This is a genomic window from Blautia acetigignens (assembly GCF_025566865.1).
Taxonomy (GTDB): Bacteria; Bacillota; Clostridia; order Lachnospirales; family Lachnospiraceae; genus Blautia_A; species Blautia_A acetigignens.
The window spans coordinates 55,540-78,081 of the sequence record NZ_JAOQJM010000017.1; the positions used below are offsets into that span (position 1 = coordinate 55,540).

A 22,542-nucleotide genomic window follows, 5' to 3' on the forward strand; every position below is an offset into this window, starting at 1 on the left:
ATTTTAAAGGAATATGGAAAATGGAAAATAAAAACGAAAAGAAAAATCTTTTAATTTATGCGCATTACTATATTCCGGATACCGCGTCAACGGGGCAGATTCTCCGTGAATTGGCGGAGGGTATGCTGGATAAATTTAATATTACTGTAATCTGTGTAGTTCCAAGCTATTTGGGTATTGTTGAGGATAAGTATAAGACCCAGAAATACTATGAAGAAGAAATTAATGGTGTAAAGGTTCTGCGAATCCGTGTTCCAGAGTTTAGTAAAACCAACAAGAAAAGCCGTGTAAAGAATATTATTTCTTACTTCTTTGGAGCAATGGGAGCAACCTTTAAGGTAGGAAAGATGGATTATGTATTTTCCATCTCTCAGCCCCCAATTCTCGGCGGTCTGTTAGGTGTTTGGGGCAAGTGGATGAAACATGCCAAATACATTTACAACATTCAGGATTTTAATCCGGAACAGGTTTTAGCCGTTGGCTATACTAAGAATAAGGTGATTACTGATATCATGATGTGGTTTGACAAGTTCAGTTGTAAGCGAAGTGATTTGGTAATTACAGTTGGCCGTGACCTGGTAGAAACTATAGAGAAGCGGTTTAAGGAAAAAAAAGTCCCAAAGACGGTTATGATCAATAACTGGATTGATGAAAATGAAATCTATCCGTTGGAACCGGATAATGAACGTGTGCTTGCATTTAAGAAAAAATATGGTTTGGATGACAAGTTTGTCATCATGTATTCTGGCAACATTGGCTTGTACTACGATCTTGAGAATCTCATTAAAGTTGTGGACAAGTTCAAGCCGGGCACGAAGACCACAGATGGACGAGAGGTTGTGTTTGCTTTTGTTGGTGCTGGTTCTGTGCTGGATAAGCTTGTGCTTTATGTAAAAGAACATCATATGGATAATGCGGTTTTTATTCCATATCAGAACAAGGCAGATCTTATTTATAGCCTAAATGCCGGTGATGTTCATTGGTGCGTAAATGCAAAAGGGATTAAAGGTGTAAGCTGCCCTTCTAAATATTATGGACTGGCAGCCGCAGGAAAGCCTGTAATAGGAGTTCTTGAATCTGGATCTGAAATTCGTTGCCTGATTGAAGATACTCACGGTGGCTTGTGCTGTGAGCCAGGTGAGTACGATAAGGTCGAAGAGAATATTCGATGGTTTATTGAAAATGCTGGATCAAATGAAATTAAACAGATGGGAATCAGGGGAAGAGTAAATCTTGAAAAGAATTTAACACGGAATGTTTCAGTGAAAAAATATGCTGAAGAGATTTTTAAGCTGTGAATAAAAAAATAAGGAATAGAAAGGAATCAAAATGCCTGCAGATATTACAGCAATAATATTGACAAAGAATGAGGAAGTTAATATAGAAGAATGCATTAAATCAATTGCTACGGCAGTAAAAAGAATTATTGTGATAGATAGTTATAGTACTGATAGAACAGTTGAAATAGCAAAAAGAATGGGAGCGGAAGTGCATCAGCATCCGTTTGAAAATTATGCAAAACAGTATATGTATGGTGTTGAAGTCGCAAAAGCGGAAACGGTGTGGACATTAAGAATTGATGCAGATGAGCGTTTAACTTTTGAATCCGCACGCGAGTTAGTTCAGCTATGTGATTGTAATATGGAAACGGATGTTGCTGGAATTGTTCTGCGATTTAAAAAGAATTTTTTAGGAAGAGATTTATACCATGGGGGCGTGTATCCATGGAAAAAAATGAATTGTTATAAGACAAAATTAGGTACAATTGAAAATAGAAATATGGATGAACATATAATTTTAAGCTCCGGAAAAGTCATTGAAATGAAACAAGATTGTTTACATTTTGATTTTAAAAATTTGGAGTATTTTATTAATAAACATAATTGGTATTCGTCTCGTGAAACAGTAGATTATTTTGAAAATTTAGAGAAAAAAAGATCCAAGAATGAACTTGATTTCAAAACTTGGCTAAAAATGCGAGTGTATTATAAACTGCCATTAGGAATGAGAGCTCATATATATTATATTTATAGATATTATATTTTAGGCGGCTTTCTTGATGGAAAACCGGGTAAAATATATGCTTTTTTGCAAGCGTATTGGTATAGATATTTAGTAGATGCTAAAATTTATGAATGTGAAACTATGAACATAAAATATAGTGCAAATGGTAGCCTTAAAAATTAAAGTAAGTGGGTAAATACATAATATAAGGAGTATAGGATGAATTTAAAAAAAATTTTAAAGAAAATTTTATATTTATGTCCTTCTCGATATATAGATAAATTTTATTTGATATATAATCGTATTTTTTATTCTGAGTTAACTGAAAAAAAGATGACTTTTGGAAGTAGTAATGAAGATAAGACATTTTACATTATTAGACCAAGAACAAATTCTGTAGAAGGTTTAATGGCATTACTGTTTTATGTAATACAACACATAGGGTATGCGGAAAAAAACAATTATGTTCCCGTTGTAGATTTTAAAAATTATAAGGTACAATATACAATCCAAAAGGGAGAAGATACTTGGGAAGTTTTTTTTAAGCAGATTTCAAAGTATACACTTAATGAGGTATATAAAAGTAAGAATGTTATTTTATCTGGACTTAATGCATCTTATGAAACATATCCTTATCTTCGTGAAAAATCTTTTGATAAAGAAGATTTGCAAGAAGTACATAATTTAATAAAGAAATATATCAAATTTTCAGATGCTGCACTTGCTAAATATAAAGACGAATTAAGTAATATTAATCCAAAAGAAATGATTGGTCTTTATTTAAGAGGAACTGATTATACCAAATTAAAGCCAGCAGGAGAAGCTGTCCAACCTACGGTAGAAGAGGCTATTGAACGAGTAAAACAGTATATAAAAAATAATGATAAAAAAGTCTTTTTGGTTACAGAAGATGAAGAAGTGTATAAAAAAGTAATATCAAATTTAGGGAATAAAGTAGTAACAGTAAGTTTTGATAGATATATAAAGAATTATTCGGCCAAAAATTTTCTTGCAAAAGATTCTTGTATAGAACAGTTAGCAAAAGATGCTCATACCAGAGGAATGAACTATTTAGTGAAAATAATGCTGCTTTCTCAATGTTCATGTATTGTAGGAGGAAAGACGTGTGGATCTTGGGCAGCCTGTGCGCTTGCAGATGAAAAAACAAAGATAGATATATTTGAATTAGGAAATTATTAAATGGGGGATATAAATAATAATGTTATTTAGTATAGTTGTTCCAGTTTATAACGTAGAAAAATATCTAGAAGAATGTTTGAATTCTATAATTAAACAAATACTGCAGATATCAGAATCTTGTGAAATTATATTAGTTAACGATGGATCAACGGATTCTAGTGGAGAAATTTGTAACCGATATAATGCTATGTATCCTAATATAGTTAAAGTATTTCACAATTCAAATCATGGTTTACTTATGACTAGAAGGTTTGGATATAAAAAGGCGAAAGGAGAGTACATAGTTAATTGTGATTCAGATGATGTACTGGAATCGGACTTTTTTAAATCTTTAGTGGAAACAATTAAAGAATATTCAAGACCAGACATGATTATGTTTAATCAGTATTTATACGATGGACAGGATAAAAAAGTTGCTTTTGACAATATTTTATCGAAAAAAAATGTAAGTGTTGTTTCAAAGGAAGATGTGTTACGCCAATTTTTAATGGGAAATAGTTTGGTTAGCATATGTGGGGCTGTATATAAAAGAACTTGCATTGATATCGATAAAAATTATTTAATGTATGCACATGTTAGTAATGGTGAAGACAGTCTTCAAAAGATTGAATTGTTTGATTATGCAGAGACATTTGTTTATTTAAATAAAGCTCTTTATAACTATCGAATGGGGTCCGGAATGACCACAAAATTTGATGCGAATTACTATGGTTCATTTAAAGTTGTATTTAAAGAAATAATAAAAAGAAAGGAAAAGTGGAATCTACCAGATTTTGAATATTTATTATCAATAAAAGTGTTGTCAACGGTAGGACGTGCCATTACGCAGACAAGATTGAAAAGGTGGAAAAATTACAACGATCATAAAAAATATTTACAGAAAATTAGAAGAGATGATATTTTGAATGAATATATTGTAAATGTAAATGTAATTAAAAAACAGATACAAAAATCACATTTTGTTTTTTTGATTTTGCTAGAAAAGCATTTGTATTGCATAATTATTGTTTTGCTTAATTTGAAAAATTTATCTGAAAAAATCGGGATGGGAAAATGAAAAATTATACAGTAAATAAAATGGATATTTTAGCAGTCCTATTTTGGATTATGATAATGGGATTCTATACGCCGTATCAAGCAATATATTATGTTTATCAAGCTACTGTAGCAATAATAATTTTCATAGCTGCTTTTAGTGAAATAAAAGGAGCAATAAAAAATGGTGTTATATTGTTATATCCATGTGGAATAGTTATTTCCTGTATTTTAAATAAAAATAATATATTATATACACAAATGATGCGAGGCTTTATATATGCATTGATTATTTTAGATGCATTTTTATTCTTAAATAAATTTGTAAAAAAACGTGGTTCAGATAGGCTGATTGCTATATTTTATAAGATGAGTTTGCTTTACTTTATTATTAGTATTACTTGGATTATAGTATTAGCTGTAAATAAAAGATTGGAGTTTGCAATACAGAATGAGCAATTGTTTTTGGGAGGAAAATTTCCAACAGTATATTGCTTGATCTTCTTTTTGATGTTTTTTTGTTTACACTGGTCTGGGGATAAGGTTTTTCATTATAAGGCTAAAAAATATGTATTTATAATTTTATCTATTTTGTGTATTATCTTATCTTATATACTGGAAGTATCTACGGGTATAGTGGCAATAGTTTTATTCTCCATTTCAGTGTTATTTTTTGACAAAATTATAAAGCTTATAGGTAATCCGGTTGTAGCTATCATAGCAATGAGTATATCAATGGGAGCAATTTTTGTACTTAATGCTATTTTGGCATTACCAATTGTTCAAACATTAATTGTTAAAATTTTGCATGAAGATTTAGGCTTAACAGGAAGAATGCGTTTGTACACATTACTATATTCGCTTCTTGTAAAAGCAGGAATTTTCGGAAATGGTTTTGGAAGCTATGTTACTACTTCTCTTGAATATCATGGATGGGCAAATGCACAGAATGGCTTAGCTGAAATAATTTTAACGTATGGTTGGTGGGGCGCAATATCACTTTTGGCAATTGTATTTAATAGATTAAGACAACGTAAGGTAGAATTAATCCCATTAAACGCAGCTTTGTTAACATTTATTGTAGTTTCAGTAATAGAGATTCCATATGATGCAAAATTTATTCTACTAATAATGATGTTTGGAGTAATAGATTCAAGGAATGTAGAAATAAAATCTAAATTTCCAAGGAGATTTAGAATAAAAAAATAAGAAGGAAAATTAATATGAATCCAATGGTAAGTATATGTTGCTTGGCATATAATCAAAAAAAATATATTGGAAAAACAATTGAGAGTTTTTTAACTCAAAAGACATCATTTGAGTATGAAATAATAATTCATGATGATGCTTCTTCGGATGGAACGCAGGACATTATTAGAGAATACGCAGAAAAATATCCGCATAAGATAATTCCAGTGTTTCAAAAACAGAATCAATATTCTAAAGGCGTGGAAAATAGTATCACTTTTTGTTATCCAAGAGCAAGAGGAAAGTACATAGCGCTTTGTGAAGGGGATGATTATTGGTGCGATGATTATAAGTTAGAAAAGCAAGTGGCAATTTTTGAATCAAATCCAGAATGTACTTTTATTTTTTCAAATGGCTATTCTTATGATGAAAAAAATAATAAAATGACCTCTTTTTTGCCAAGAATAGAAAAAGAAAGACAGATAGCTTCATATAGTCATTTTATGAATTTAAGTGAAAATTTGAAATTTAGTTTTATACCTACAGCTTCTTTTATATTTAGAAAAGAAACATTAGATCGATTACCAAATGGATTTAAAATTTATTGCCCGACAGGTGATTTAAGAACTCGTCTTTATCTAATAGGACAAAAGAAAGCATATTATTTTAAGGATAAAATGGTTGTATACCGAGAAAATACGCCAGGATCGGTAATGGCTAGTTGGAAAAAATTAAATACGGATCAAGCCTATAAAAATTTTAAGTCTATTGTAGATATGTTAGAAAGAGTTAATGTATATACCAATTTTGAATATTCGGATGCTATAAGAGAATACGAAATACCACATAGGAAGGCATTACTTTTAAATACAAAATCTTTTCATGATTTGCTGGAAAGAGAGAATAAAATAGTGTATAAGAATTGCACTATTTTAGAAAAGATGAAAATATTAGGGAAAATAGTTTTGCCCAACACAATTTGTGATATATTTAAAAAGGAATAGGTATAATTTAGCGTATGCAAAGAAAAGGAAATGTGATTTCAAATTTTTTATGGCGATTTGCTGAGAGATGTGCCGCCCAGTTAGTAACTTTAATTGTATCAATTATTCTTGCACGTATTTTGACTCCGAGTGATTTTGGAACAGTTTCGTTGGTTATGGTTTTTACTACAATTATGCAAGTTTTTGTAGATAGTGGACTTGGAACTGCACTTATTCAAAAAAAGAATGCTGATGATCTTGATTTTTCATCAGTATTTTATTTCAATTTTGCGGTATGTCTTATCCTATATGCTGGAATGTTTATAGCCGCACCATATATTGCTGGATTTTATAATGATGTTTCATTAACGCCAATTATTCGAGTAATAAGCTTAACGATAGTTATATCAGGAGTAAAGGGAATACAGCAATCATATGTATCGCGTAATATGCTATTTAAAAGGTTCTTTTTTGCAACATTAGGAGGGACGATTTTTTCAGCATTTTTGGGAATTGGCATGGCGTATGCAGGTTGTGGGGTGTGGTCTATTGTTGCACAGCAACTTTCTAATACGGCGATTGATACATTAATTCTTTGGATTACTGTTAAATGGCGCCCAAAAAAGATGTTTTCATGGAGTCGCCTTAAAAGTTTACTTTCCTACGGTTGGAAGCTACTAGCGTCTTCGCTCTTGGATACGGTTTATAACAATCTACGAAATTTAGTGATTGGCAAAATTTATACATCGGCTGATTTAGCTTACTATAATCAAGGCGATAAGTTCCCAAAAGTTGTTATTACAAATATAAATGCTTCTATAGATAGTGTTCTTCTTCCATCTATGTCAGGAGAACAAGAAAATTGTGAACGCGTGAAAAGTATGACACGACGCGCAATAAAAACAAGTACATATATTATGGCGCCTTTAATGATGGGATTATTATTTTGCGCTGAACCTATTGTCAAGTTACTTTTAACTGAGAAATGGCTTCCGTGTGTTCCGTATTTGAGAATTTTTTGCTTCACATATATGTTTTGGCCAATTCATACAGCAAATTTGAATGCAATTAAAGCTATGGGAAGAAGTGATTTTTTTCTAAAACTGGAAATCATAAAAAAGGTAATGGGTTTGGCTTTGTTATTGTTTACAATGCGAATTAGTGTTATGGCGATGGCGTATAGCTTAATTGTATCAGGAATATTGAGTCAGATTATTAATTCATGGCCCAATTGGAAATTATTGAATTACAATTATTTTGAACAATTAAGGGATATATTGCCGTCAATTATTATTGCAGTTGGTATGGGAATCTGTGTTTACTTTATAAGTTTTATTCCAATGCCAACAATTGTTACACTGTTAATTCAAATTGTTATTGGTGCTGTCATTTATATTGGTGTATCTGCGGCATTGAAGCTGGAGGAATTTGAGTATTTATTTGGAATGATTAAATCATTTCTTAAAAGATAAGGAGCTTCCTGTATACTTTAAAGAGTAAAAGGAATTGACCAAAAAGAATACCTCAAGTAAATTTAGATTATTACTGACCGGCCAGTTAGTAAAAATCTAAAGTACAAGAGGTATCTGAAATGAATGTTAAAACAAATAAGACAAAAAAGCAAGCAAATGTAGAAAATCAGGCAGTTAATCTTTTATCAAAAGAAGAACTCTGCAAACGGATTGAAGGTGTTGAAAAAGAATTAAAATCGTATACCTGGAGAGAACTGAAAACAAACGGTAAATTTGCAAAAAATGATAAACTTTCCTTTATCACGGATGACATGCTTATAGTTGGATGCGATATAGGCAGTGAAACTCATTATATAAGAGCAATCGACATCCGAGGAAGGGAATTAAGCAGAAAAGCATTTGAATTCGGCAACACAGCAGAAGGCTTTGAAGCAGCTAAAGCATGGATGCTGGAGCTTGCGGTACAGAATAGAAAAAGCCAGATTGTCCTGGGGCTTGAACCGACTGGCCACTACTGGTTTACACTGGCTGCATGGCTGATCACAGCTGGAATCAGCGTTGTCCAGGTGAATCCATATGCTGTAAAACAGAGCAAGGAAATCGAAGACAACAGCCAGCTCAAGGATGACAGAAAGGATCCTAAACTGATTGCGAATCTTGTAAAAGATGGGAATTTCGGAATGCCTTATCTTCCGGAAGAAACCTATGCAGACATGAGAAAACTTTCGATGTTCAGGGATCAGCTTACAGAAGACCGTATTAGAAATATTAACCGTCTTCACAGGGAGCTTAAGATCTATTTCCTGGAATACATGGACGCATTTGGAAAAATCGATGGTACATTTGCGTTGGAAGTATTGAAAGTGTCGTGTATTCCATCAGAGATTACAGAACTGGGGACAGAAGGTCTGAGGAACATCTGGCATGAAGCGAAGCTAAGAGGACGCGGCTATAGCAGAGCCAGTGAAATCGTGGAGTATGCAGAAAAAAGCGTAGGACTGAAAGATGGATCCAGTGTCGGTCGTGAGACAGTGAAGTGGTTTGCAAAAGAAATCATGAAACTGGATGAACAGCTTGCCTGGATAGAGAATACCCTGCATAAAAAATGCATGGAAATACCTTATGCAGAAAATATCCTGGAAATCAAAGGCGTGGGTGAAAATATTTTAGCCGGAATTGTGGCAGAAATGGGAGACATCAGCAGATTTGATGATGTAAAAGAAATCCAGAAATTAAGCGGGATGAGTCTTGTAGCATACAGTTCAGGTAAGCACAAAGGGCAGACAAAGATCAGTCACAGGGGACGCAAACGGCTCCGGTACTGGCTGTTCCAGGCGGCAAGATCAGCAGTTTCCCATGCCGAAGAATTTAAAGAACTGCATGTATATTACACAACACGCGCTGACAACCCGCTGAAAAAGATGCAGTCCCTGATAGTGATAGCCTGCAAGATATTAAGAGTAATATACACCATCCTGAAGACAGGAAAAGACTATGATCCGCAAAAAATGTTAAAGGACATCAAACGGCCAAAAGCTGCATTAGCCGCAAAAGCAGCATAAAGAGCAAAAACAGTGAATACTTCCAGAACTCTGTCGAGTCTGTGATGATCCGAATTGGAGACTGGACAGGGTTCTGGAACAGAAACCCGTAAACGATGAGGTCTGAAACGGACCACATCAGCCAAAAGACTAACAGGAATCTGTAATGGTATAGTGTCCACTGAGTAAATCAGTACCATAATAGATGAATGCAGGTCAGTAACAATCAAACAGAAAAAACAAGAGCTGTAGCCGGCATCGGTGTTTACCATAGGGCCTGGACCCTGTTTAGGAGCTTGGCTGGCACTCAGTGTATGGTAGATGGGATGAAGGAAGTTGGGACATGATCCCTTTGGACACGGAAGGTTCATCATCATAGTTGATCAGAGGGAAAATAGCCTTTATAAAGCAAACAAAAGGGATGCTTTTAAAACTATATCCATTTATCAGCTATTCGGTACATGATACTACGATATCCATCACTCCCGGCTCTGTTTTTGAGGTAAATAAAAATCGTCAAAGTCTATAAAATCAATAAATTTAGGCTTGACAGAATAGGGAGGTTATTGTATGGAAAATAAAATTCTTGTGACACGTTCATCAATGCCAGAACTTGACGAATACATGAACGAAATCACCCCAATGTGGGATAGTCATTGGTTGACGAACATGGGGCCAAAGCACAAAAAACTTCAGGATAATTTGTGTGAATACCTTGGAGTTGAGAATATTGACTTGTTGACGAATGGCCATATGGCATTGGAACTTACTCTTCAGGCAATGAATTTACAGGGAGAGGTAATCACGACACCATTTACATTCGCATCTACAACCCATGCAATTGTTCGTAATGGTTTGACACCTGTATTTTGTGATATTGATCCTGAAACATATTGTATGGATGCAAGTAAAATTGAAAAGTTGATTACAGACCGTACATGTGCGATTATGCCAGTCCATGTATATGGTAATGTTTGTAACATCGAAGAAATCGAACGTATTGCTCATAAATATGAGTTGAAAGTTATCTATGATGCTGCACATACGTTTGGTGAATCTTACAAAGGAAAAGGAATCGGATCTTTTGGAGATGTTTCTTGCTTTAGTTTTCATGCGACAAAAGTTTTTAATAGTATTGAGGGTGGCGCTGTATGCTTCAAGGATAAACAACTTGGGGCTAAACTTTATGAATTAAAGAATTTTGGTATTCATGGTCCAGAAGAGGTTCCTGCGGTTGGAGCGAATGCAAAAATGAACGAGTTTTGCGCAGCAATGGGACTTTGTAATTTACGTCACGTAGATGAAGAAATTGCAAAACGTAAGGCTGTGGTTGAAAGGTATCGTGAACGTTTAGAAGATGTGGAAGGCATCCAACTTAATTGCATTCAAAATGATGTTAAAAGCAACTATGCATATTTTCCAGTTGTTTTTGAAGAAAGGCTGTATGGTGCAAGTCGTGCAGAAGTTTTTGATAAGTTGGCGGAAAATGGAATTGGAGCAAGAAAATATTTTTATCCACTGACTAATACATTTGAATGTTTTCACGGAAAATATGATGTAACAGAGACGCCAGTTGCATTACATATTAGCAAACGGGTTTTAACGTTACCATTGTATGCTGATTTGGCATTAGAAGATGTGGATAGGATTTGTGATATTATATTGGGTTGCAAGTATTGAGGAGAATGGACAGAATGAAAAAATTAATGATTTTAGGAGGCTCACGATATGCTCTCCCTGTAATTAAAGCAGCAAAAAAACTTGGAATTTATACAATTACAGCTGATTATCTTCCAGACAATGTCGCGCATAAGTTTTCTGATGAATATGTTAATGTAAGCATTATTGATAAAGAAAAAACCCTTCGGGCAGCAGAAGAATGTAATATTGATGGTATTATGTCTTTTGCCTGTGATCCAGGTGTTATTACTGCTGCTTATGTAGCGGAAAAAATGGGACTCCCTAATGTTGGTCCATATGAGTCGGTCTGCATTTTGCAAAATAAAAGTAAATTCCGTGATTTTTTGACAAAGAATGGTTTTGCAGTTCCGACTGCAAAGGGATATAAAAATGTTGTTGATGCGCTTGCGGATATTGAGATGTTCCATTGGCCAGTTATTGTAAAGCCGACAGATTCTGCTGGCAGTAAGGGTGTTACACGTGTAGATGAACCAAAAGATTTGGAAAAGAGTATTCAGTATGCACTTTCGTATTCTCATTCAGATGAGTTTATCATTGAAGATTTTATTACACAGCATGGTTACTCCTCTGATACAGATAGTTTTTCTATTGATGGTGAATTGAAATTTGTTTCTTTCGATTGTCAGCGGTTTGATCCTGAAGCTAAAAATCCCTATACACCAGCGGCATATAGTTGGCCATCTTCAATGTCAGTAGAGCATCAGGAAGAATTGACAAATGAGATTCAAAGACTTTTAAAATTGCTGAAAATGAGAACTGCAGTTTATAATATTGAAACTCGCGAAGGAACAGATGGAAAAGCATATATCATGGAATTGTCTCCACGAGGAGGCGGTAATCGGTTGGCAGAGTGCCTTCGGTATGCAACTGGTGTTGATATGATTACCAATATGGTTAAATATTCTGTTGGATTGCCAATTGAAGAAATTTCGCAACAACCATATGATGGTTGTTGGGCAGAAATTATTCTTCACAGTGATGAACCTGGTGTATTTAAGGAACTTTGGATTTCAGATGAAATTGTAGATAACGTTGTGGAGCGCGACCTTTGGATTGAAGAAGGTACATCGGTTGGAGGCTTTGAAGCTGCAAACGAGGCAATTGGTACTTTAATACTTAAATTCGAAAATCAGGAGAGAATAGAAGAAGTTCTTGGAAATCAAAGTAAATATGTAAAAGTACAATTAATGTGATAAAGAGAAAGGGGTTTATATGAAAAAAATAGTTGTTTTTGGAGCAAGCGGAGATACAGGACAGTATTTTGTTAAGTATTTTTTGGAACATTATACGGGCGATGAATATGAAATTATCGCAACAGGTACTCGTGAAACTAATTATTTTAATCAATTCAAGGTCTCTTATTATCAGGTTGATATTACAAAAAAAGATGAATTTTCAAAGCTGCCGAAAGATGTTTATGCTGTAGTTGATCTTGCGGGGGCAATGCCGGCTAGAATGCAGGGATACGATCCCTATAAATATATTAATGTTAATATTACAGGGAATTTAAATATTCTTGAATATTGCAGGGAAAATGGAGTAGATCGTATCCTTTTTGCACAGAGCTTTGGTGATATAAAGGATTATGGAGAGGAGGATCCTCTGTTAACAGTGGACTTACCTCGCAAGTTTAGTTTTACAAGTGATCATACAATTTATGTTATGTCCAAAAATTTTGCGGTTGATATGATAGAAAACTATCATCAAATGTATGGTCTAAAGAGATTTATATTCCGGTTACCGACTATTTATCTGTATTCTCCTGTAGATACATTTTATGTAGATGGTAAGGTTAGAAAAATTGGTTATCGTTTATTGATTGACAAGGCAAGAGCTGGTGAAACAATAGAGGTTTGGGGCGATTCTAGCCGCGTAAAAGATATGGTCTATGTTAAGGATTTTTGCCAGATGCTTTTTAAAGCTGTTTTTGTCGATAGAGAGTGTGGATATTATAATGTTGGAACTGGAGTTGGCACATCTCTTTTAGATCAGATTAAAGGAATGGTAGATGTTTTTAGTGAGGAGGGAAGAAAGTCTAAAATAGTTATGAGACCAGACAAGCCTAATGCGCCGCAATATATTATGGACATTACACCTGCAGTAGAAGAACTTGGGTATAAGCCTCAGTATAGTTATTTGGAAATGTTACGTGATTTCAAAACTGAAATGGAGCTTGCAGAAAATCGTTTATTGCAAAAATAGAATGGATAGTTTACAGCTGGAATAATGTGGAGCACAATCAAAATAATTAATATATAAATTTTTTCCCCTACATCCTCCACGCCTTCCGATACTCCCCCGGTGCCACCCCTTCCGTCTTCTTAAACACCCGCGAGAAGTAATTAGCATCACTCATCCCGCATTCCTGCCCAATTTTTTCTATGGGGAGGTCGGTGAAGCGGAGGAGCTGTTTGGCGTGGGTGACGCGGACCTGGATCAGGTAGCTGTTGACCGGGGTGCCGAACTGGTCCTTGAAGCTGCGGGTTAAATAAAATTTGTTAATAAAATATTGGGATGAGAGCTGATCTAAGGTGATTTTTTCTGCATAGTGGGTGTCGATGTATTCCTTGACAGACTGCAGGTTGCGCTTACGGCTTTTGTCTGAACTATGACTGGTAAGACTGTGTGACTCTTCCATGAGAAGGGACAGCAGGCTTACCAGTTTTTCGTATATTTTCATATCCCGGCTGGTGGAATTGGAATCAGTAAGATCAAAAATGGTATGGTAAATCTGGGTGTACGCCTGCTGGTCAGCGGTGTGGAAGCAGGGGCGTCCGCCACGGGAAGCATATTTTTCATAGATCGCGGTCATGTTGGGACCGTAGAAGTGGATCCATTTCAGTGACCAGAGATCATCTTCCGAAGTAAGGTGGGAATAGGATTTATGGCAGTCTATGAAAACACAGTCCCCGGCATGCAGGTTATACACAGTTTTTTGGTATACCAGCTTTCCGGAACCGGAGGTTACCAGGAAGAAGAGAAAGGAAGCAAGGTTTTCACGCTGGCTGGTGTGGGGCTTCCTGGCCTGAAGCTCGCCGATCTCCTGGAGATGAATCAGCTGGGACTTTGCAAATTTGGAGGGGGTATAGATCACACGCTGTGAAGTTACCAGATCTCCGTGAAATAGTGAATTATCCATAGTCTTGAATTCCTTTCTTCGCTGACAGCTATCTTAACACACGTTCTTAGTATTAGTTTAACTGTACATCACCAAACCAGAAAAGTCAATATAATGCTACAACATGGCAAGATATACACTTAAATCTCTCTGATTTTTCCAGTATGATATGGAAAGTTAATAAATAAAAGAACGTTTGGAGGAGATTATGAAGAAAGCATTGATTACAGGTATCACCGGACAGGACGGGTCTTTCCTGGCGGAATTGCTGATTGATAAGGGCTATGAGGTTCATGGGATCGTGAGAAGAGCTTCCATTTCAAACACTGGCAGGATTGATCATCTTCTTGCAGAACATAAGGTAACTTTGCATGATGGGGATTTATCGGATTCCTCTTCCCTGATCCGGATCATCAATATTATCCAGCCGGATGAGATCTATAATCTGGCAGCACAGTCCCATGTGCAGGTATCCTTTGATGTCCCGGAATATTCCGGGGATGTGGATGCGCTTGGCGTGCTCCGTATTCTGGAAGCCGTGAGGATCTTAGGGCTGGAAAAGAAAACCAGGATTTATCAGGCGTCTACCTCCGAGCTGTATGGAAAAGTGGAGGAGGTTCCGCAAAGAGAGACCACACCTTTCCATCCTTACAGCCCTTATGCAGTTGCCAAGCAGTATGGCTTCTGGATCACAAAGGAATACAGGGAAGCATATGGAATGTTTGCTGTGAACGGCATTCTTTTTAATCATGAGTCTGAGCGCAGAGGCGAAAACTTTGTTACCAGAAAGATCACCCTGGCAGCAGGAAGAATCGCAGAAGGGCTTCAGGACCATCTGGAGCTTGGAAATATGGATTCCTTACGTGACTGGGGATATGCAAAGGACTATGTGGAATGCATGTGGCTGATCCTGCAGCAGGAGAAGCCGGACGATTTTGTCATTGCAACCGGGGAGCAGCATACGGTCCGCGATTTTACAGAGAAGGCATTTCTGGCAAATGGGATCCGGATCCGCTTGGAGGGTGCCGGCCTGGAAGAAAAGGGCTATGATGCACAAACCGGAAAAATGCTGGTATGCGTAAATCCCCAGTGGTTCCGCCCAACAGACGTAGATAACCTCTGGGGCGACCCCACAAAGGCACGGACAGTGCTTGGCTGGAATCCCCAGAAAACAAGCTATGAGGAGCTTGTAAAAATCATGGCAGAGCATGACCGTGAGCTGGCAAAGCAGGAAGCCAGAGTGAAATGCGCACAGAACAAATAAAAGGTAATCAATGAAAGTCAGAAAGCTGGAAAGAAAATCATGATGGAAAAAAATGCAAAAATATATGTGGCAGGACACCGGGGAATGGTTGGATCTGCGATTGTAAGGGAACTAAAAAAGCAGGGCTATACCAATATCATAACCCGGACACATGCAGAGCTGGATCTTTGCCGTCAGGATGCAGTGGAGGGATTTTTTGCCCAGGAAAAGCCGGAGTATGTTTTCCTGGCAGCTGCAAAGGTTGGCGGTATTGTGGCAAATCAGACTTCCCTGGCAGATTTTATGTATGACAATATGATCCTGGAGATGAACGTGATCCATTCTGCATGGAAAAACGGCTGCAGGAAGCTGGAATTTCTTGGATCTTCCTGCATTTACCCGAGAATGGCACCGCAGCCTATGAAGGAGAGCTGCCTGCTCACATCAGAGCTGGAAAAGACAAATGAAGCCTATGCCCTTGCCAAGATCTCCGGCCTTAAGTACTGCGAGTTCCTGAACCGCCAGTATGGCACAGACTATATTTCAGTCATGCCCACCAACCTTTACGGACCGAATGACAATTACCATCCCACACACAGCCATGTCCTTCCGGCACTGATCCGCCGTTTTCACGAGGCAAAGGAACAGGGGCTTCCCTATGTGACCTGCTGGGGTGATGGCAGTCCGCTGCGGGAGTTCCTTTATGTGGATGACCTGGCAAACCTGTGCGTTTTTCTGATGAACCATTACAGCGGAAATGAGACGGTAAATGCAGGAACCGGAAAAGAGCTTACAATCAGGGAGCTTACAGAGCTGGTTGCCAAGGTGACCGGCTATAACGGGGAGATCCGCTGGGATACCACCAAGCCTAATGGAACACCCAGAAAGCTTCTGGACGTTTCCAAAAGTGCCGCGCTTGGCTGGACCTACCAGACAGAACTGGAGGATGGCACCCGTCTTGCCTATGAGGATTTCCTCCATAATCCTATGCGGGCAGAAAGATAAGGGGAGAGTTTGGCATGAATATAGTTTTATTATCAGGTGGTTCCGGGAAAAGATTGTGGCCCCTTTCCAATGATGTGAGGTCCAAGCAGTTTATCCGGATCTTCCAGGATGAAAACGGAGAGTACCATTCTATGGTGCAGCGTGTTTTCAGTCAGATCAAAAAAGCAGACCCGGAAGCTGCCGTAACCATTGCAACCTCCAAATCCCAGGTCTCTGCGATCCATAACCAGCTGGGGGAAAATGTGGGGATTTCGGTAGAACCGTGCAGGAGAGATACGTTTCCCGCGATTGCCCTGGCAGCATCTTACCTTCATGATGTGAAAAAGATCCCGGAATCCGAAGCTGTGGTTGTGTGTCCGGTCGATCCTTATGTGGAGGATTCCTATTTCCAGAGCCTGAAAAAGCTGGGAGACCTGGCAGGGAGCAGTCAGGCAAACCTGGTGCTGATGGGGATTGAGCCTTCCTATCCCAGCGAGAAATACGGATATATCATTCCGAAAACCCAGGAAGAAATAAGCCAGGTGGATGTTTTCAAGGAAAAACCGGATAAGAAAACAGCACAGGAATATATTTTACAGGGTGCGTTGTGGAATGGCGGCGTGTTCGCTTTCCGCCTTGGATATGTGCTGGCGCGCGCACATGAGCTGATTTCTTTTACAGACTATGAAGACCTTTATGAGAAATATGAGACTCTGGAAAAGATCAGCTTCGACTATGCGGTGGTTGAGCATGAAAAGCAGATCGAAGTGCTCCGGTATCACGGGGAGTGGAAGGATCTTGGTACATGGAACACGCTTACGGAGGCCATGGATGATCCCACCGTTGGAGAAGCGATCCTGAGCGATACCTGTGAAAATGTAAATGTTGTGAATGAACTGAAGGTTCCGGTTCTTTGCATGGGCTTAAAAAATGTGGTGGTGTCTGCAGGACCGGATGGGATCCTGGTGTCTGATAAGGAGCAGTCCAGCTATATAAAGCCTTATGTGGACGATATTGATAAGCAGATCATGTTTGCGGAAAAATCCTGGGGAAGCTTTCGCGTGCTGGATGTGGATGAGGAGGGGATGACCATAAAGGTTACCTTGAATCCGGGACATGGCATGAATTATCACAGCCATTCCAACCGGGATGAGATCTGGTCCGTGCTTTCCGGTGAGGGAAGGACCATTGTGGATGGAATGGAGCAGAAGGTAAAACCGGGAGACGTTGTGACCATGGCAGCGGGATGCCGCCATACGATCATTGCGGATACAAAGCTTCAGGTGATAGAGGTGCAGCTTGGCAGGGAGATCAGTGTATATGATAAACAGAAATACGAGCTTGAATTATAATACAAAAAACAGGGCATTTCAGGAGGAAATGCCTTTTCTTTTAAAACCGGCGGGAAAGGATTACCTGTGGGGAGGACAGCGCCTGCGGGCTGACTTTGGAAAAGAAAGTGTGCTCAATCCCCTGGCAGAGACCTGGGAGTGCTCTACCCATCCGGATGGGCCAAGCCTGGTGGAGTCCGGCGCTTTTGCCGGGATGCCCCTGAAGGAAGTTCTCAAAGAGCACCCGGAATATCTGGGGACCCATCCCCTTTGCAATTATACAAAGGAACAGCTGGCTGCGGGGGAACTGCCGGTCCTGATCAAATTTATCGATGCAAAGAAAGATCTGTCCGTGCAGGTACACCCTGATGATGAATATGCCAGAACCCATGAAAATGGCTCCAGGGGAAAAACAGAAATGTGGTATGTGCTGGATGCGGCGAAGGATTCTTCTTTAGTATATGGATTTTCCCAGGATATGGAAAGGGAGCAGCTGAAGAAAAGCATAGAGGATGGCACCATCGGGGAGTATCTCCAGAAGATCCCGGTACATAAAAATGATACTTTTTATATAGAAGCCGGAACGGTACATGCCATTGGTGCTGGCTGTCTGATGGCAGAAATCCAGGAAAATTCCAATCTGACATACAGAATGTATGATTATGACCGTCAGGATAAATACGGGAAAAAGAGACCCCTGCATATAGAGAGAGCCCTGGAAGTTGTAAAATTAGACAAGAGCACACCTCCAGGACAGCCCCAGCGGGTGTTAAATTACCACAGAGGGTGTGCAACAGAGCTGCTGTGCCGCTGCCGTTATTTTCAGGTGGAGCGTATGCTGTTTAATACGGAACAGTGCCGCCAGCTTCTGGAATATCATACAGACAGCACTTCTTTCCAGGTACTGCTGTGCATAGACGGATGCGGGATTATGCTGAAGGACGGAGCAGGGGAGCTGCAGTTTTTTAAAGGTGACTGCATTTTTGTCCCGGCTGGAATGGACGGGATCCGGATACATGGAAAAGGGAAAATGCTGAAGGTGGTATGCTGAGAATAATGTTATACATCAATAATAAGCTGAAGGGATTGGAATGATATGTTGTTGTATAAGGATGAGTATCAATGCTGGCTTGAAAATGCAGTTGAGGATGATCTGCATTCTCTATTAAGAAAGATGAGCCAGGAAGAGATAGAAGATGCGTTTTATAAAAATCTGGCATTTGGAACCGGAGGACTTCGGGGAACGATCGGTGCCGGGACAAATAGGATGAATGTTTACACAGTTGCAAAAGCATCCCAGGGACTGGCAGATTATCTGGTGAAAAAATTTTCCAGACCGTCTGTGGTGATCGGCTTTGACAGCCGGATCAAATCCGATGTATTTGCCAGAACTGCGGCTTCTGTATTTGCAGCTAACGGTGTGCTGACCCATTTGTGGCCGCATTTGAATCCGGTTCCCACTGTGTCCTTTGCAGTCAGATATCTGAGTGCTTCCGCAGGCATTATGATCACAGCTTCCCATAACCCCTCCAAATATAACGGATATAAGGTCTATGGGGAAGATGGCTGTCAGATTACCACAAAAGCAGCGGCAGAAATTTTAGGTGAGATTGAAAAGCTGGATATTTTTATAGATGTGAAAAGGCTGGATTTTGACGCGGCAGTTTCAGAGGGAAAGATTACATATATTTCAGAGGATGTGCTGACTGCATTTATTGAAAATGTAAAAAATCAGTCCGTTTTATTCGGAGAAAAAGTGAACCGGGATGCTTCAATCGTGTATAGCCCTTTGAATGGAACCGGTCTTATCCCTGTGACAAGAACACTGAAAGAAATGGGGTATACCAACATTACCTTAGTGGAAGAACAACGGCTGCCAGACGGAGCGTTCCCAACCTGCCCCTATCCAAACCCGGAGATCAGGGAAGCAATGGCACTGGGACTGGAATACGCCAGAAGGTGTAATGCGGATCTGCTTCTTGCCACGGATCCGGATTGTGACCGTGTTGGCATTGCAGTTAAGGATGACCGTGGAGAATATGTTTTGTTAAGCGGAAATGAAACAGGCCTGCTGCTTCTGGACTATATCTGTTCCCAGCGGGCAAAACACCATAAGATGCCGAACAACCCGGTTATGGTCAAAACCATCGTAACCATGGATCTGGCAGAAAGAATCGCAGCCGATTATGGAGTACGTACCGTTAATGTTCTAACCGGATTTAAATATATAGGGGAACAGATCGGCTTCCTGGAACAGGCCAAAAAGACGGATTCCTTTGTCTTTGGTTTTGAAGAATCTTATGGATACCTTTCAGGAAGCTATGTGCGGGATAAGGATGCGGTAGCAGGAGCATTCCTGATCTGCGAAATGTTCAGTTACTATGCAGCCCATGGAAGCAGTATCTGGGAGAAGCTTCAGGAGCTGTTTTCCCGGTATGGCTATTGCCTGAATACCCTTCACTCCTATGAATTCGACGGTCCTGCAGGTTTCGAGAAAATGAAAAACATTATGAGGCGTTTTCACGAAGAAGCTGGCCCGGGAAAGACACTTGCCAGCCTTGGAGGAAAGAAAATCCTAAAAGTCCTGGATTACAACCAGGGCCTGGATGGACTTCCAAAGTCCGATGTGCTGAAATACTTACTGGAAGACAACTGCTCCGCCGTTATCCGTCCCTCTGGAACAGAACCAAAGCTGAAGGTTTATATTTCTGTATCTGCTAAGACAAAGGCAGAGGCACAGGAGGTTGAGAGGAAAGTGGTGGGGGATGTGGAACGGGTTTTGCGATAAATGTGAACTTCCATAATAAAGTGCAACTCAAGTGAATCATACGGATTGCGAATGCCCTGAAAATACTGAAAAAATAAGGAAAAACCTGCATTTTGTTGTTGCAGAAAGTGATTACCACAACTTCAAAACATTTTTTATTACTGCCAGTGGTTCGCTTATGATTTCATGGCTCACTTCTCTTTATAAAGAACGGAAAAATAGATAATTTAGAAGGAAACTGGTGCGTGAGGCCGGAGCTTGCGATGGGGCGAAAAATAGTGGCGGTACGCTGACTTATTGACTTGTTATTTGACCTGCTAAATGGTAAAATCAAAATACATTGGGGTAGGCTGTGAAGAATTTGTTCTTTTTGCACATTACTCCAGGAGTACAGCTTCGGAAAGGAGCGTGTAAAGTGTGCTTGGATTGAAAAAGCTGCCAGTTGGGTTTGAAAGTTTTCAAGAAATTCGAAAGTTGGGCTGCTATTATGTGGACAAAACGAAACTGATAGAGCGGCTTCTTGAGAATTGGAGTAAAGTGAACCTGTTTACAAGACCTCGCCGATTCGGAAAAACCTTAAACATGAGTATGCTTAAGAGCTTTTTTGAAATTGGAACAGATGCAACATTGTTTGATGGTCTTTATATCTCACAGAATAAAGAACTTTGCAGGGAATATATGGGAAAGTAACCGGTTGTGTGCTTGTCCCTAAAAAGCGTGGACGGGCTCACATTTGAGGAGGCACAGTACTCATTGTGTGAGCTGATTGCCAGTGAAGCTAGGCGTTTCAAGTATTTGCTGAATAGTGACAGATTGGATGACGACGAAAAGAAACTGTATCGTGATTTGATTTCGCTTCAAGAGGGACGAGAAACTGTACTTGCAGTAAAGCTTAAATTTTCGCTAAAGAAAATATCAGAGCTATTATATAAACATTATAATCAGAAAGTAATTGTTCTGATTGACGAGTATGATGTGCCGCTCGACAAAGCATTTCAGCACGGCTATTATAGAGAGATGGTATCACTAATCCGAGGCGTGTTTGGTGAGGCATTAAAGACAAATGATTATCTGCAGTTTGCTGTGTTGACAGGATGCCTTCGGGTTTCCAAGGAGAGCATCTTTACGGGTTTGAATAATTTCAAGGTTTATGCTGCTGATGATGTTCAGTATGAGGAAGAATTCGGTTTCACAAAAGAAGAAGTAGCGAACCTCTTGGCTGACTACAATATGCAAGAACATTCTTCAGAAGTTAAAGAGTGGTATGACGGTTATCATTTTGGGAATGTGGACATTTACTGCCCATGGGATGTAATAAACTATGTTTTAGATCGGCTGACGGACCCGGACGCACACCCAAAATCCTACTGGATTAACAGTAGCGGAAATGACTTGGTTAAACGCTTTGTTGACAAGGCAGATACAACCACCAAAGATGAAATCGAGCAGTTGATCGCTGGGAATGCGGTTGAAAAGAAAATTCGGCTGGATTTGACTTATGATGAAATTGATAACAACATTGATAATGTATGGAGCGTTCTTTTTACAACTGGTTATCTTACACGGCTTGGAAAGAACGAAAACGGTATGTACAGTCTAGTCATCCCTAATAAAGAAGTTCGAGAGGTTTTCGTCTCTCAAATCAATGAATGGTTCAATGGAGTTGTGAAAAACGATAGCTCTTCCATAAAGAAAATCGTTTCTGGATTTCTTGAATAACTGCGCGTCGCATTCTCGTTACTTCCAGTGATGAGTTAGACGCGCAAATTTTTTTACAAAAAACAGAACAAATGTTTACACAAACAGATACATATGATATAATGTTTATATGGAAAAGATATATTTGATATAGATAAAAACAAACTTTCATATGGTAGGGGATATAGCTGTTTGCAAATTACGTTCAAACGGAATGCCAGTTCCGCTACTGCGGAACGGCTATTCCATTTTTAACGGTACGAAGTACCGCTAGATG

Annotated in this window: 17 protein-coding genes and 1 pseudogene; 17 read left to right on the forward strand and 1 reads right to left on the reverse strand. The window is 38.8% G+C overall.

Annotation, left to right across the window (positions count from 1 at the left end; all coding sequences use genetic code 11):
- Positions 1 to 20: 20 nt before the first annotated feature.
- From OCV70_RS16045 to OCV70_RS16095, 11 genes are all read left to right on the forward strand, one after another.
- Positions 21 to 1,298, forward strand: coding sequence for a glycosyltransferase family 4 protein (locus OCV70_RS16045; RefSeq protein ID WP_021924598.1), 1,278 nt, complete (start codon positions 21 to 23; stop codon positions 1,296 to 1,298).
- A gap of 31 nt (positions 1,299 to 1,329) precedes the next feature.
- Positions 1,330 to 2,187: a glycosyltransferase family 2 protein gene (locus OCV70_RS16050; RefSeq protein WP_117852103.1), complete on the forward strand. Its 858-nt coding sequence runs from the start codon at positions 1,330 to 1,332 to the stop codon at positions 2,185 to 2,187.
- A gap of 36 nt (positions 2,188 to 2,223) precedes the next feature.
- Positions 2,224 to 3,204, forward strand: coding sequence for an O-fucosyltransferase family protein (locus OCV70_RS16055; RefSeq protein ID WP_117852099.1), 981 nt, complete (start codon positions 2,224 to 2,226; stop codon positions 3,202 to 3,204).
- Positions 3,205 to 3,223: 19 nt separating this feature from the next.
- Complete coding sequence (locus OCV70_RS16060) at positions 3,224 to 4,261, forward strand: glycosyltransferase family 2 protein (protein WP_117852092.1); 1,038 nt, start codon at positions 3,224 to 3,226, stop codon at positions 4,259 to 4,261.
- Positions 4,258 to 5,448, forward strand: a complete 1,191-nt coding sequence (locus OCV70_RS16065; protein ID WP_117852089.1) for a hypothetical protein — start codon at positions 4,258 to 4,260, stop codon at positions 5,446 to 5,448. Before OCV70_RS16060 ends, OCV70_RS16065 begins: the two co-directional genes overlap by 4 nt.
- Before the next feature lie 14 nt (positions 5,449 to 5,462).
- Complete coding sequence (locus OCV70_RS16070; protein ID WP_117852085.1) at positions 5,463 to 6,431, forward strand: glycosyltransferase family 2 protein; 969 nt, start codon at positions 5,463 to 5,465, stop codon at positions 6,429 to 6,431.
- Positions 6,432 to 6,445: 14 nt separating this feature from the next.
- Positions 6,446 to 7,882, forward strand: coding sequence for a lipopolysaccharide biosynthesis protein (locus OCV70_RS16075; protein ID WP_117852082.1), 1,437 nt, complete (start codon positions 6,446 to 6,448; stop codon positions 7,880 to 7,882).
- A gap of 119 nt (positions 7,883 to 8,001) precedes the next feature.
- The gene (locus OCV70_RS16080) at positions 8,002 to 9,444 is read left to right on the forward strand and encodes an IS110 family RNA-guided transposase (RefSeq protein ID WP_117852078.1); all 1,443 of its coding nucleotides are present in this window, start codon (positions 8,002 to 8,004) and stop codon (positions 9,442 to 9,444) included.
- A gap of 549 nt (positions 9,445 to 9,993) precedes the next feature.
- Positions 9,994 to 11,103, forward strand: coding sequence for a DegT/DnrJ/EryC1/StrS family aminotransferase (locus tag OCV70_RS16085; protein ID WP_021925886.1), 1,110 nt, complete (start codon positions 9,994 to 9,996; stop codon positions 11,101 to 11,103).
- Positions 11,104 to 11,117: 14 nt separating this feature from the next.
- A complete protein-coding gene (locus OCV70_RS16090; RefSeq protein WP_021925887.1) occupies positions 11,118 to 12,317 on the forward strand; it encodes an ATP-grasp domain-containing protein in 1,200 nt (399 codons plus the stop codon).
- A 19-nt stretch (positions 12,318 to 12,336) separates the two neighbouring features.
- Complete coding sequence (locus OCV70_RS16095) at positions 12,337 to 13,326, forward strand: NAD-dependent epimerase/dehydratase family protein (RefSeq protein ID WP_021925888.1); 990 nt, start codon at positions 12,337 to 12,339, stop codon at positions 13,324 to 13,326.
- Positions 13,327 to 13,393: 67 nt separating this feature from the next.
- Here OCV70_RS16095 and OCV70_RS16100 read toward each other — a convergent pair whose 3' ends face one another.
- Positions 13,394 to 14,263, reverse strand: coding sequence for an AraC family transcriptional regulator (locus OCV70_RS16100; protein ID WP_117852069.1), 870 nt, complete (start codon positions 14,261 to 14,263; stop codon positions 13,394 to 13,396).
- Positions 14,264 to 14,450: 187 nt separating this feature from the next.
- On the opposite strand from OCV70_RS16100, the gene gmd reads away from it, so the two are divergent.
- From gmd to OCV70_RS16130, 6 genes and pseudogenes are all read left to right on the forward strand, one after another.
- On the forward strand, positions 14,451 to 15,506 hold the full coding sequence (gmd, locus tag OCV70_RS16105) for a GDP-mannose 4,6-dehydratase (protein WP_262579874.1): 1,056 nt from the start codon (positions 14,451 to 14,453) through the stop codon (positions 15,504 to 15,506).
- Positions 15,507 to 15,548: 42 nt separating this feature from the next.
- The gene (locus OCV70_RS16110) at positions 15,549 to 16,490 is read left to right on the forward strand and encodes a GDP-L-fucose synthase family protein (RefSeq protein WP_334292272.1); all 942 of its coding nucleotides are present in this window, start codon (positions 15,549 to 15,551) and stop codon (positions 16,488 to 16,490) included.
- Between the two features lie 14 nt (positions 16,491 to 16,504).
- Complete coding sequence (locus OCV70_RS16115) at positions 16,505 to 17,821, forward strand: sugar phosphate nucleotidyltransferase (protein WP_117852059.1); 1,317 nt, start codon at positions 16,505 to 16,507, stop codon at positions 17,819 to 17,821.
- Positions 17,822 to 17,849: 28 nt separating this feature from the next.
- Positions 17,850 to 18,851, forward strand: coding sequence for a type I phosphomannose isomerase catalytic subunit (locus OCV70_RS16120; protein WP_117852261.1), 1,002 nt, complete (start codon positions 17,850 to 17,852; stop codon positions 18,849 to 18,851).
- A 45-nt stretch (positions 18,852 to 18,896) separates the two neighbouring features.
- Positions 18,897 to 20,588 carry a phospho-sugar mutase gene (locus OCV70_RS16125; RefSeq protein ID WP_021925894.1) on the forward strand — a complete coding sequence of 564 codons (1,692 nt, stop codon included), beginning with the start codon at positions 18,897 to 18,899 and terminating at the stop codon, positions 20,586 to 20,588.
- A gap of 396 nt (positions 20,589 to 20,984) precedes the next feature.
- Positions 20,985 to 22,283: pseudogene (locus OCV70_RS16130) on the forward strand (AAA family ATPase); the annotation flags it as partial.
- Between the last annotated feature and the right edge of the window lie 259 nt (positions 22,284 to 22,542).